Below are 12,788 nucleotides of genomic sequence, written 5' to 3' on the forward strand. Positions count from 1 at the left end.
GTCGCCTGGCGTCGTACCGTTTTGATCATCTGGTGTTGTTTCACTATCGTCTGGCTTCGCAGGCGTGACAAGTGTGAGACTGCTCTCGTCGAAAGCGATCTGTACGTCATACGCCTCATCATAAATAAAGCCGCCTAAGTCCCAGTAAATTTTGACCCATCCATTTAATTTGGCTGATACATCGGCTACATCAAATTTGATCACACGCGTATTCGCTGTCTCATCTTCACTGACCGTTTCAGTGGTGACGAGAGAGCCATTTTGTTCGACCTTGAAATCTGTGATTTCTTTGCTTTGCTTCAGCGTCAAATAGGCAGTCGTCTTGCCATTTTCGATGATGAGCTTAGCTGGCTTTTCTGTATACGTATCCATCATGGATGCTTCAGTGCTGCCATTTTTTAAAATGGTGAATCCGGCCGTATATTCACCATCAACCAATGATGCCGCCTGAGCCGTTCCTTGAGGCAGCTGAAACGCAGTCAACAAACTGAATAAAACGAGCAGAATAGCTGTCTGTAGATGAAAAAGACGTTTCAAAAGATGACACTTCCTTCCGTTAATGCTTGATGATCCACTTTCTCGCTAAAAACCCGCCTGAACATAAGACAAGCACAAGGAGCCATCCCATCTGGCTTGTATCACCAGTTTGAGGATTTTCTTCTTGTTTTGTTTTGGTGGATGAATCAGTTGTTTTGGTTGTTTCTTTTGATGTTTCTTGATGTTTTGCTGCACCTGCTGTTTCTTTTGAACTGTCAGAAGAAAGTGACTTGATGCTGCTTTCATCGAATTTCAGCTGGATGGTATAGTCGTGATCATAATCAGCCGATTTGACTGTGACATGGATTTTTGACTTGATTGGTTTGGACAAACTCTGTGCTTGGAATTGAACAAGCCTTGTATTGGCTTTCTTATTCGTTGATAGAACCGTCGTATCGACATAGCCGCCATTTCCCGGCACTTTAAATTCCGTTACCCAGCTGCTGTTTTTAATGGTCATTTGCACAGTCAGCTTGCCATTTTTCACGATCACTTTTGCCGGCTTCAGCCAGTAATCATTTGCCATCGAAACGGCAGTTCCTTCGGCCTTCATCACAGTGTAATTGACGGAGTATGTACCATCATTTAATGAGGCAGCCTGTGCATTTGAAAAAGGCAGTATAAGTGCCAGCAATAATGCAGCCACAAAGGCTGGCATCCTGATCCATTTTTTCATCAAATGAATTTCCTCCCTTTTTATTGAACAGTTGCTGCATCAAACTTGACGCGAATATCGTAATTGCCTGTATATCCAATGACCGGTACAGTCACACTCACTTTAGCTGGTACAACATCTGTCAGGCTGTTGACATTGAACTCTACCGTTCTCTTATTAGCAGCTGTGTTTGTACTGATCACCTTTGCATCTTTGTAGACACCTTGATCCAATGTTTTAAAGCTTGTAATCCAAGAGCTGTTCGTTAACGTGACTTGCGCTTTGATTTTTCCGTCCTTCACAACAAGCTTAGCTGGTTTTTCAAAATACGTATTTGCTGTTGACGTTGAATCACTGTCTGCTTTCCATACCACATATTGTGCTGAATATTGACCATCTGCTAAGCCTGCTGCTGAGGCAGAGCTAACAGGGGCTAGAGCAAACAATAGAACAAAGCTAAAGAATAATAAGACGTGTGATGCTGAACGAAGTGATTTCATATATATATCCTCCTAATTGATATTGATAATTATTCTCAATAGATAATAAAAAAAATAACCTTTATCAGCGTATGAATCACACTCATAAATGATTATGATAATCATTATCAATTGAGTTTAAAAAATAAATCTTTGCTTTCGACAAGTCAAAGATGTCTGCTGCTACATGATGTAGTGATACACGGTTTAGGTAATCTGTCCCATTCATGATACCATGGCATAACCTCCCCATTCCATTACAGGGAAAAGAACCCTCTTCTCCTTGATATTATATGATGAATGAATTTATTGTCAACATCATTTTTCATACTATTGACTTAGATTTCTGGAAAATCACAAAAAAAAATCGATCAGGGACACTGATCGAAATCGATTAAGAAGGGACATGTTCACCCTTTTCACTATTTTTTCGCTCTAAAGACCAAGCATACATTTCCCGTATGACTGGTTCAATTTTCTTTCCTTGTTCTGTTAGTTCATATTCAATCCGCACGGGAATGTCGGGATATACTTTTTTCTCAACAAGACCTTCAGCTTCTAAATCTTTCAGCCTTTCTGATAATAACCGTCCGCTGATGTTCATTTCATTTTCTAGCTGACAAAAACGTTTTGGCCCTGTCAAAAGCTGATTGATGATGAGAATCACCCACTTCTTCCCTAAAATCTCCATGGCATCTGTAATTGGGCAGCCATCTACTTGAGCCATACTTTACTCCCTCCTGCTTTTCTCTACTTTTTTTCATTATAACATAATTAATTACTTGAAATAAGTCACTAACTATTATATAGTTTAGTTACTAAAAGTAACAAGGTAATCATTTTTATCAATTTTCAATAAACCATTGAACATGCAGATGCATATAACATGAAGGAGATGACCGAGCTTTGAATACAATAGAGCAGGTAAGATTAGGTGTAACAGAATTACATGTGTCCAGCTTTGAGCGTTCTTTGCCTTTTTATACAGACATTTTAGGTTTTACTTTATTAGAACAGACGGATTCTACTGTCACGCTTGGCAGCAACGCAAAGGAACCAATCCTTGTGCTGAAAGAAGATGTGCAGCTGAAAGAGAAGCCGGAACATGAGCCAGGACTTTATCATTTTGCGGTTTTATTACCTACCAGAAAAAACCTGGGCACATGGCTGGCGCATGTGATCAAAAAAGGCTATCCTTTAATTGGAGCGAGCGATCACTTTTTCAGTGAAGCCATTTATTTAAGTGATCCAGATGGCATCGGCGTTGAGATTTATGCTGATCGTCCTCAGGACATATGGGTAGGTGAGCATGGAGAGCTGAAAGGTGGCGGAAATGCTCCGCTTGATGGAGATGGTCTCCTGCAAGAAGCCGCTGATTCCACCTGGGATGGACTCCCGGCTGGTACAGTCATGGGACACTTGCATTTCCATCTCAACCCAGAAGAAGCCGATTCCTTTTATGTGAACACGCTCGGTTTCCATATCCGAATGGCTCCCCCAGCCAGCTTATTCGTTGCTGGTGGCGTCTATCATCATCACCTTGCCTTTAATGCATGGGGACGCGGGAGAAAAGGAGCCATTGATCCACGTTTTTCAGGAATTAGAAGCTATACACTGGTTTTCCCAAAAGAAAGCGATAGAACATCCGTCGTCGAACGTCTGACAAAAGCAGGCGTTCACATGAACACGACAGGAAAAAGTAACGAATTTATTGATCCATTTGGCGTTCTCGTTCGTTTACAGATTGAAGAAACAGACAAAAAAGAAGGTGCAGAATATGGACAAACACACAGAGGTTAAAACAGCCATTTTAAAAGATAAAATCAAACGAGTACAGCAAGAAGACGGATTTATATATATCACTGGACCTATTAAACTGCCAGTGAATTTAGACGGTAGAACGGTCATGTTTAACTGGTATTCATGGTTAAAAGATGACGGGAAAGAACCATTATCAGATGAAGCTTTAATCGAAAGCCTTTCCTCCCGTGAGCTTGCAGATCACCAGCAATCAAGCGTCCTTGTTTACGGAGACTTCGAACATGCTGATGAAGCGCTGATCCGCATGCATTCCATCTGCCACACCGGCGATATTTTCGGAAGCAAACGCTGCGATTGCGGGTTCCAATTGAAACAGTCTATGCGAATGATTGAGGACAATGGAGCAGGCGCACTGTTTTATTTAGCCAACCATGAAGGACGCGGGATCGGTCTTTTCAGTAAAGCCATGGCCTACATCTTGCAAGAAAACGGCTACGATACAGTAGAAGCAAACGAAGCACTAGGCTTTGAAGATGATACACGTCAATATGAAGAAGCGATTGCTGTTCTTCAAACATTGCGTACAAAGCCAGTCAGACTTATTACCAATAATCCGAAAAAGACGGATGCTATCAGTCATGCAGGCCTTTCTCTTTCTGGACGGATTCCACTTTGGGGTGATGTCTCTGAGTTCAATGAGAAATACTTGCAGACAAAAATTAACCGCTCAGGTCATATGAAGGCGGATCAAGAGGTGCGTACGATTGCCACATCATGAGCGATATATGAAACTAGCCCTTGAAAATGCCGAAGCAATGAAAGGTCAGACATCTCCCAATCCGCTCGTCGGGGCTGTGATTGTGCGAGAAAATGAAATTGTTGGGGTCGGGGCGCATATGAAGGCCGGCGAACCACATGCAGAAATTCATGCACTTAAAATGGCTGGAGACAAGGCAAAAGGTGCCACGATCTATGTGACACTAGAGCCTTGTTCCCACCATGGCCGCACAGGCCCATGCGCTGAAGCACTTGTGAAAGCTGGCGTAGAAAAAGTCGTCGTTGCTGCACTGGATCCGAACCCGCTTGTTGCCGGGCGCGGGATTGCCATTTTACAAGATGCAGGCATTCAAGTCATCACAGGCGTCATGGAGCAAGAATCCATTCTCATGAATGAAGTGTTCAACCACTTTATTACGAAAAAAACACCTTTCGTGACGCTCAAAGCGGGCATTACGTTAGACGGAAAAATTGCATCTGCTACGTCTGACAGCAAGTGGATTACATCAGAGACGTCCCGTTATGATGCACATCACATTCGCAGTATCAACGATGCGATCTTGGTCGGTGCGCAAACCGTCATTCACGACGATCCTTCATTAACAGCACGGATTCCAAACGGTCATCATCCAATTCGAATTGTCTTAGACTCTAAGCTGTCTATCCCGCTGACGGCAAAGGTGGTCACAGATCAAATGGCGCCAACATGGATCTTTACAACAAAACAAGCCGATGAGGAAAAACGAGCCGCTTTAGAAGCAGCTGGCGTCAGCGTCATCATGACGGATAGCGATATCCGGGTGCCCTTACAAGAAGTACTTCAAGTGCTTGGAGAAAGAAATATTTCCTCCCTGATGATTGAAGGCGGCGGGCAAGTCAATGCCTCATTTTTAGAACAGCAGCTTGTCGATAAACTCGTCATCTACATGGCGCCCAAGCTCATTGGCGGACGACTCTCTCCTTCTTTTTTCGGAGGCGAAGGCATACGCCTCATGAGTGATGCAATTGAACTAGATCAACTCTCTCTTGAACCACTCGGAAAAGATATAAAGATAACGGGTTATCCTGTTTATCAATAACATACTTTCATAAAATAAGGATGTCGAGATTTTCTCGACATCCTTATTGGTTCTCACAAGATTTATTTTCTACAGTCTCTCTAAAAATTCAATTCGATTTCCAAATGGATCATCTACATAAAACCTGATGGCTCCATCTAACGGCTGATCTTCCTTTATAAGAATATGATGTTTCATTAATGTCTCTTTTACATTTGATAATTTTTTTACTTGAAAAGCTGGATGAGCTTTTTTCGCTGCTTGAAACTGATCTTCAATGCCAATGTGAAGCTGTTGATTGCCACACTGAAACCAAACACCACCACGTTTTGCTAGGTGAACAGGCTTAGGTATTTCCTTCATTCCTAGAATCTCCCCAAAAAACAAACGTGCCTTCTCTTCACTCCCCTTTGGGGCAGCTAACTGGACATGATCAATTCCAAGAAAATTTGACATCTTTGCTCTCTCCCTTTTCACATCATTAAAAAAACATTATGTGTGACGATCACGTCTGAAGAATATATCTAGATGTGTACTCAAGCCCTATGATGTTGTCGATCCACAAATCATCTCCACGAAACGTGTCGTAAAATGTTTCATGTGAAACATCTGTGATCTAATATTGATCAATTTCCCTCTATCAGCCTGCCAAAGCTTTCGGGTGAAAGTCCCGGTGAAATGCGCAGGCGGTGTAAGGACATCATGCCTTGTTCCTTTTTCGCATGTCCTGGTTCAGTGGTTACAGCCATTTCATATCCTGCTTCCTTCGCCAGCTTCAGCGTGTCTTCGTTATAGCGACCGACCGGATAGCTGACCATGACCGTTTGTTGAGAAAACCGCTGGTCAAAGAATACCTTCGATCCTTTTAATTCTTCTTCCTGCTGCTTCTGTGATAAACGATTGAGCTCTAAATGATGAATGGTGTGACTCTCTATTGAAATACCATGCGCCACCATATCATCCATTTGGGCATCGGTTAAATGATGCGGGCGGCCGATGGACTGCTCGATCATAAAAATCGTGGCTTTCATTCCATATTCCTTTAAAATCGGAAATGCCTTTGTGTAGTTATCCGTATATCCATCGTCAAATGTGATAAGAACATACTTTTCACTTGGTGTCGAATCGGTCGCGAGAACTTGATATGCCTCTTTCGGCGACAGCGTGACATAGCCGTTGTCTTTCAGCCATTTCATATGAGCCGCAAATTCGCTTTTTGGCACACGTAACGAATTACCGCTGGAAATACTGTGATACATCAAGATTGGAAGTGCAACGGGTTCCTTTTGCTGAATCCAGTTTTGTTTGTCTATCTCTGCCGCTTCAATTTGGTGCGTTTCTGTTGTTTCTTTCGTTTGTACTTGACCCTTTACCTCTTTGATGGCTTGCTGGTTTCCTTCTGTTTGCTGTTTCGTACCCATACAGCCCGAAATGAGCAGCATGACTAGACCAACTGCAAGCCACATACATGTTTTTTTCATTCACCAATCCTGCTTTCTCTTTATCTACCGAATGATTATAACAGAAATTGGTTAATAACTGATATCTATTTTGACAGGGTATTCATTTTTTTACACATTTCGATCATTTCAATGGCAAGCAGATGGATGGTCTCTGTTGTGAGCATTTGGTCTTCTGCATGTATGAGCAGTAAAGAAAAGGGAAGCTGTTCCCCTGCCGCCTCTTTTTGTATCAGCGACAAGTGCAGGTCATGGATGCTTCGAAACGCTTCCTCCCCTTTTTCAATCAACTGCTGCGCTGCTTCAAAGTCATCCGCTCTTGCTAGACGAATGGCTTCTACATAATGGCTTCGTGCCTCACCTGCATGGGCAATGATTTGAAAGGCTGCTCCCTGCATTTCCTCTAATACCGTCATCTGCTTCTCCTCCGATTGCTCAAGATTCATTTGCTAGTTTCAGTGCATGTTCTAGAATTTTTTCTCCATTCGCTGTTCCATATAATCTTACATTTACCACATCGACAGGTATATGATAAGGTGCCGCTGTTTTTTCTGCTGCCTTTCTCATAAAGCTAACTTGCGGCCCTAGCAAAATGACCTTTACATCGTCCCCATGCTCTTCTAATTCGTCCGCAATGGCCCCTTCAGGTATCGCATAAATTTCATAATCCAGCCCTTTTCCTTCTGCGGCTGCCTTCATTTTAGATACCACAATCGACGTCGACATTCCTGCTGCACAAGCGAGAATGATTCGCTTCATATCCCATCACTCCTATTGATAAATGACATCTGGTTCATCCCTTAATTTCCTCGTTTGGATTAATGTTTTGAACCAGTACCCTGACGCTTTCATCTGACGATTCCGTTCATTCTCCAGTTGGATCTCTACTAATCCGTAGCGATTCTTGAATGCATTCATCGGCGAGACATTATCCGTAAAAGCCCAGAGCATATATCCCTTACAGTTTGAACCTTCTTTTTTCGCTTGGAGGGCTTTTTTCAAATGCTGGCTGATAAATGAAATTCGGTACTGATCATCAATGATGCCATCTTCGTTTTTAAACCGCTCTTCCTGCTCGACCCCCATACCGTTTTCAGCCACAAACCACTCGATATTGCCGTATTCTTCTTTTATTCTCATGCCCATATCATAGACGATATTCGGATAGATTTCCCAGCCTCTGAATGGATTCATTTTTCTCCCTGGGAGCTCAAATAGATCGTAATAATAAGATGGATGAAACGGTGTATTTTCGTTCCAAGCCTTGCTAGGTGCCTTAACGCGATGCGGATAGTATAAATTAAGACCGACCACATCGACTGTATGATCTTTAATGATCTGAAGCTCTTCTACCGTTGCATCGAAAAGAATGTCATGCTTTTTCAATACATCAAGCAGTTCTTCTGGATACTCGCCTTTAATGGAGGGATCTAAGAACACGCGATTAAAAAACAAGTCATACATGCGGGCAGCTTCTTGATCATGCGAGGCAGTCGATCTCGCATACGTCACTTCTGGATTGAGAATGACCCCGATTTTTGCACTAACTGATTCCTTCAAGCCCATTTCCTGAAAAAGCTTCACCACTTTTGCTGTCGCCAAGGCTTTATGATAGTTCCACTGCATCCATTTCTTCGTATTTTGCTCGAAAGGATAACGAATAGCATCTAGATACACACGAGTCTGAACAACAATCGGTTCATTAAAGGTAAACCAATGTTTGACCCGGTCTCCATAGCGTTCAAACACCTTTTCTGCATAGAGAACAAACAGATCGACAACATGTTTAGATGACCAGCCGCCGTACTTTTCAAGCAAAACGGCAGGAAGCTCATAATGCTCTAAGCAAAACATCGGCTCTACACCTGCTTCAAGTAATTCATTGATGAAATCATCAATATAACGAGCATAGGTCTCATCTACAATTCCATTCTCGTAATCGATGAGAAACCTCGACCAATTGATCGATGTCCGGTAATGAGATAACCCAATTTCCTTCATAAGGGCGACATCTTCAGGATAGCGCTCGTAAAAATTCGTTGCTCCTGCTGGTCCGTATCCTTCGTGCCATACGTGATACCCCTCCTTATACCAAAGGTCTATATACGAATCCTGATGCGGTTTCTTCCCTTTCCAACCCTCCGTCTGCCAAGCAGAAGCCGCAGCACCTAGAATAAAGTCATTGGGTATGTCGATTTTGTTCATGTTGCCACCTGACCTTTCTTCGTGTGAATTTGAAGTCCTTCCCACATCCCTTGTAAATACATAGCTCCAAGTGCCCGGTCGTATAATCCATAGCCTGGTCTGCCCGTCTCACCAAAGATCATTCGTCCATGATCTGGCCGGACATAGCCAGCAAATCCTTCCTTAAACAATACGTTCACAATCGCTCCCATTCAAAAGCAAGATCGTGACGTTCGATTTCCGCTTTTAAATGAGCAATACTTTCCTCCGGCCACAGATCACCAGCCGGCACATCATAGACTGCACTGACAATCCCTTTCATGCCGGGAATTTGCCGAATATATGAAAGGGAGACAGGATCTTCTTTGCCATACCATCTAAATTGCATGTTCATTCATGAGCCCTCCTTCTATTCTGAATCAGGTGCTGATTCTGGCTTCCGGTTGGATAAGAGGACAAAAGGTAAATAGATGAAAACAGCGACAACAATACAGATAAGCTGTGTGATGACAGCCCCCATACTGCCAGCGGTAGACAGCCAAGCATTCACAATCGGAGGTGTCGTCCACGGCACCATCACCACCGCTTTCCCCGCAAAACCTGTAGCGGTTGCGATATAACCAATCGTACCTGTCACGAGTGGTGTAACGATAAACGGAATTGCCATCACAGGGTTCAACATGACAGGTAATCCGAAAATAACTGGTTCATTGATGTTAAACAGTCCAGGTCCTGATGAAAGCTTGGCAATGCTCCGCATCTCTTCTCTTCTTCCTGCTATAAAAATGGCGATCAACAGACCAATCGTCACACCCGAACCACCAATGCTCATATACACATCCCAAAATGGCATCGTGATAATATTTGGAATCTCTTTGCCCTCTTGAAATGCTGTCATATTCACTGCAATTGATCCTAATAACAGCGGCTCGCGAATCGGTTTAATCATTTGGTTGCCATGAATACCGATCACCCAGAAAAATTGAGCCACAAACATTAACGTTAAAATACCAGGCAGTCCCTGCACAACACTTTCAAGCGGACGCTGCACGACGTTATACACCGCTTCATGCAAATAAATGCCTGTCACACGATGAAACGCAAACCCGAATGAACTAATGATTGTAATCGTAATAATTGATGGGAAAAGTGAAGAAAAAGACGTCGCCACATTTGATGGAACAGAATCTGGCATCTTAATTTGCAGCCACTTCACCTCGGTAAGCTTACAAAAAATCTCTACAGAGACGATGGCAATGATCATACCCAAAAATAAGCTTTTTGGATCGGAGAATTGCCTCGCCAGCACATCGACAACCTCACGCATTGATCCATCGACTTCAAGAAGAAGTGTCGTCGGAATAACGGATATAAATGAAATCAATGCCATTAATCCTGGGAACAATGATTTGTGTCCATTGATTTTCCCGAGCTCAATCCCGATAAGGAACACAGCCCCGATCGTTAAAAAGTTCAGCGTGGCATAATTGATTGCCTTCATAATTGGCTGAAGCTCTGCTAAAAACCTGAATATCTCAAAATGGGCAAGCCCCGTTTCCGGGCTCATGATCATATTTGCGACCAGTACAGCAAATGCCCCCGTAATGATAATTGGCATTAATGTGACAAATGCTTGCTTAATCGACATAATATATTTCTGATTTGTAATACGATAAGCGACATGTCCCATGACGTCGGCCGCTCTCTCTTTAAAGCTCATGATCCGTCTCCCCCTTTACAAAAACTCGTGATCATCCTCCTTTTTGATGTTATTTTAAAAGCGCTTTCATTAACATCCAATCTTTTTCCTCACAGATGCGGAAATGGGTATCCTTTTTTTTCATCTGGCTGTTCCAACACGTGCAGCGCCGCCGTCAGTTCTTCAAATGAAGCAGCTTTGATGATTTGCTCCACCACTTCCTTCTGCTCTGTCAAACGCACAAGAAATTGATAAAGTGACTGCAATTCTTTCTGATACGTCTTCTGTATACTTAACAAACAGACGACCTGTACCCGATCGTCGCCCCACAGCACTGGTTTCCTCAACGTACAGATCGCACAAAACGTATCATCTGTTGCCGGTTTGATTGGGTGAGGGATCGCGACCAAATGACCGAACGACGTAGGCGACACTTCCTCTCTTTCCAACAATAGCTGTTCAAAATCATCCGGGATTCGGTTTTGTTCCTGCAATACAGTCACGAAAAATTGAAGCACCTCTTCCCTTGTTTGTAGATCTTGCTGAAAAAAAGTCATCTTCGGACTGATATATCGCAAGACACCCAATTCTTGTGACCCCTGCACAAATCGTTTCAGCCTCGACATATCGTCTTCACTGAGGATCGTATGTACATCAATCACTGGCACAGGTAGTGTGTTCTGAAGCGGGATGGTACTAATGATCAAATCGATACTTCTCAAGTCATACGACAAAAGGTCACTGACACTTGCAGTTCCAGCAATCTCTAGCCTTTCGCTAAAGGCGGCCTTCAGCTTATGAAGAAGAAGCTGACTGCTCGCGACACCCGTTGCGCACACAATCAAGCATTTTTTTCTCACAGTCTGAGTTTTTGTCCGCTCTATGGCAGCACCAATATGCAGCGCCAAATATCCGATTTCATCTTCATGAATCTCTACATTCTCTTTTTCCTTCAGCCATCTTCCCATATAGACACCTGCTTCAAAAGCAATCGGATAATGCCTTTTTATGTCTGATAAATAGGGGTTACGGATGTTCATATCATATCGGAACCGATGAATCGCTGATCTCAGGTGAAGACTTAGTCCCACAATCAATTCCTTGTCCGTCTGAATATCAAGTGACATGTGCTCTTCGACATAACCAAGTAATTGGTGAGTTAAACGGAAATGCTCTTCATCAAGCATGTGAAATAGCGTGTGGCCCGTTTCTCCATACGCCATCATTTTTGCACCCATTAAATGAATCGCAATATAGGCCATTTCAGATAATGGAAAATCTATACCGAGCACGTGACGCATATCTTCTGCCATTTGCCTCGCCACTTGAAAAGCGGGCTGTGTTTGAATGTCTTTGAGTTCTCCTTCCGGCATCATCACCAATTTTTTCTCTTCAATTCGTTTGCACGCAATGGCGATATGTGTCACTAAGTTGCTTAAACCGATCTCTGACACATGAAGGCCGCTTGCCTTTGTACGTGAACGCACCATATCTTGAATCAATTGATACGTTTCTTCAGGTAAAAGGGCAGGGTTCGGATGCTCCTGCTGAAACACATGCTCAGCTAGACAATACCTTAATTTCATTTCATCTCCAGTCAGCCTCAGTCCATATTTAGGTCGGTGTGCAACAGAAAGTCCATGTAAAGAAAATAGATGCTTGACTGCTTTCAGGTCATTTTTCACAGTAGATTCACTCACAAATAATTCCTCGGACAATTCATCTAATTTCATATAGTCTTCGGACAATAAAAGCCTTCTCAATAAATAAGAGATACGATCCTCCGGCTGATTTGGAATAACTTGATTCTTTTTTTCATTTCTTTCTCTCATTGAGTTTTTCAAAAAAGTACGAAATGCTCCATAATCTTCGACAGTCAATGTATACCCTGCTCCACGTTTCATATGAAGTGTTGCCCCGTGTACTTCTAATACTGATTTAAGCGCTTTCATATCTGTTCGAACTGTTCGTGATGTGACGCCTATCAGGCGTGCAATTTCTTCACCTGTCAGCTCCTGCTCTGCCTGCATTAACCGCCTCAACAGCTCCTCCTGACGTAGAGATAACATAGACTCCCCTCCCTTGGTCAATTACTTTTGCCTATCATCATAAACGAAAATAGAACTCTTTGCCCAGTTTTTCTTTCCGACCGGGAACTTTGTTATGGCTCAAACGTAT

At 42.9% G+C, this 12,788-nt stretch carries 14 protein-coding genes and 2 pseudogenes; 3 read left to right on the forward strand and 13 right to left on the reverse strand.

Annotated features, from left to right (window positions below):
* The 4 genes from KVT11_RS21025 to KVT11_RS09275 form a co-directional block, all read right to left on the reverse strand.
* The coding region (locus tag KVT11_RS21025; RefSeq protein WP_198944899.1) for an NEAT domain-containing protein at nucleotides 1–537 on the reverse strand (537 nt) is incomplete at its 3' end.
* A 19-nt stretch (nucleotides 538–556) separates the two neighbouring features.
* Nucleotides 557–1,213, reverse strand: coding sequence for a heme uptake protein IsdC (gene isdC / locus KVT11_RS09265; protein ID WP_057078871.1), 657 nt, complete (start codon nucleotides 1,211–1,213; stop codon nucleotides 557–559).
* A 20-nt stretch (nucleotides 1,214–1,233) separates the two neighbouring features.
* Entirely contained in the window at nucleotides 1,234–1,692 is a 459-nt protein-coding gene (locus KVT11_RS09270; protein ID WP_007497924.1) for an NEAT domain-containing protein, read from the reverse strand.
* Between the two features lie 373 nt (nucleotides 1,693–2,065).
* Nucleotides 2,066–2,398, reverse strand: a complete 333-nt coding sequence (locus KVT11_RS09275) for a winged helix-turn-helix transcriptional regulator (protein ID WP_007497926.1) — start codon at nucleotides 2,396–2,398, stop codon at nucleotides 2,066–2,068.
* A 179-nt stretch (nucleotides 2,399–2,577) separates the two neighbouring features.
* Here KVT11_RS09275 and KVT11_RS09280 point away from each other — a divergent pair, with 179 nt between their 5' ends.
* From KVT11_RS09280 to ribD, 3 genes are read left to right on the forward strand one after another with little or no spacing between them, the layout of a single operon-like run.
* Nucleotides 2,578–3,471, forward strand: coding sequence for a VOC family protein (locus tag KVT11_RS09280; RefSeq protein ID WP_116306481.1), 894 nt, complete (start codon nucleotides 2,578–2,580; stop codon nucleotides 3,469–3,471).
* Nucleotides 3,449–4,210 (forward strand): GTP cyclohydrolase II, encoded by a 762-nt coding sequence (locus KVT11_RS09285; protein WP_008345606.1) that lies wholly within the window; start codon nucleotides 3,449–3,451, stop codon nucleotides 4,208–4,210. The genes KVT11_RS09280 and KVT11_RS09285 overlap by 23 nt, the downstream gene beginning before the upstream one ends.
* Nucleotides 4,197–5,288 carry a bifunctional diaminohydroxyphosphoribosylaminopyrimidine deaminase/5-amino-6-(5-phosphoribosylamino)uracil reductase RibD gene (gene ribD, locus KVT11_RS09290; protein ID WP_099496948.1) on the forward strand — a complete coding sequence of 364 codons (1,092 nt, stop codon included), beginning with the start codon at nucleotides 4,197–4,199 and terminating at the stop codon, nucleotides 5,286–5,288. The genes KVT11_RS09285 and ribD overlap by 14 nt, the downstream gene beginning before the upstream one ends.
* 69 nt (nucleotides 5,289–5,357) lie before the next feature.
* On the opposite strand, the gene KVT11_RS09295 is transcribed toward ribD, so the two are convergent.
* The 9 genes and pseudogenes from KVT11_RS09295 to KVT11_RS09330 all read right to left on the reverse strand — a co-directional run bounded on the left by KVT11_RS09295 (nucleotide 5,358) and on the right by KVT11_RS09330 (nucleotide 12,679).
* Nucleotides 5,358–5,723 (reverse strand): VOC family protein, encoded by a 366-nt coding sequence (locus KVT11_RS09295; protein ID WP_017368328.1) that lies wholly within the window; start codon nucleotides 5,721–5,723, stop codon nucleotides 5,358–5,360.
* A gap of 170 nt (nucleotides 5,724–5,893) precedes the next feature.
* Nucleotides 5,894–6,748 (reverse strand): polysaccharide deacetylase family protein, encoded by an 855-nt coding sequence (locus KVT11_RS09300; protein ID WP_116306485.1) that lies wholly within the window; start codon nucleotides 6,746–6,748, stop codon nucleotides 5,894–5,896.
* Between the two features lie 65 nt (nucleotides 6,749–6,813).
* A complete protein-coding gene (locus KVT11_RS09305) occupies nucleotides 6,814–7,143 on the reverse strand; it encodes a PTS sugar transporter subunit IIA (protein WP_008345614.1) in 330 nt (109 codons plus the stop codon).
* A 19-nt stretch (nucleotides 7,144–7,162) separates the two neighbouring features.
* Nucleotides 7,163–7,486: a PTS sugar transporter subunit IIB gene (locus tag KVT11_RS09310; RefSeq protein ID WP_008345616.1), complete on the reverse strand. Its 324-nt coding sequence runs from the start codon at nucleotides 7,484–7,486 to the stop codon at nucleotides 7,163–7,165.
* Between the two features lie 12 nt (nucleotides 7,487–7,498).
* Nucleotides 7,499–8,932, reverse strand: coding sequence for a glycoside hydrolase family 1 protein (locus KVT11_RS09315; RefSeq protein ID WP_116306487.1), 1,434 nt, complete (start codon nucleotides 8,930–8,932; stop codon nucleotides 7,499–7,501).
* Nucleotides 8,929–9,114: pseudogene (locus KVT11_RS21030) on the reverse strand (mannonate dehydratase); the annotation flags it as partial. The pseudogene KVT11_RS21030 and the gene KVT11_RS09315, both read right to left, overlap by 4 nt.
* Before the next feature lie 29 nt (nucleotides 9,115–9,143).
* A pseudogene (locus KVT11_RS21035) lies at nucleotides 9,144–9,305 on the reverse strand (mannonate dehydratase); the annotation flags it as partial.
* A 15-nt stretch (nucleotides 9,306–9,320) separates the two neighbouring features.
* The gene (locus tag KVT11_RS09325; RefSeq protein ID WP_099496949.1) at nucleotides 9,321–10,631 is read right to left on the reverse strand and encodes a PTS sugar transporter subunit IIC; all 1,311 of its coding nucleotides are present in this window, start codon (nucleotides 10,629–10,631) and stop codon (nucleotides 9,321–9,323) included.
* An 89-nt stretch (nucleotides 10,632–10,720) separates the two neighbouring features.
* Nucleotides 10,721–12,679: a BglG family transcription antiterminator gene (locus KVT11_RS09330; RefSeq protein ID WP_116306489.1), complete on the reverse strand. Its 1,959-nt coding sequence runs from the start codon at nucleotides 12,677–12,679 to the stop codon at nucleotides 10,721–10,723.
* Between the last annotated feature and the right edge of the window lie 109 nt (nucleotides 12,680–12,788).

It is taken from the genome of Bacillus sp. GbtcB10 (assembly GCF_019091365.1).
Lineage (GTDB): Bacteria > Bacillota > Bacilli > Bacillales > Bacillaceae > Bacillus > Bacillus altitudinis.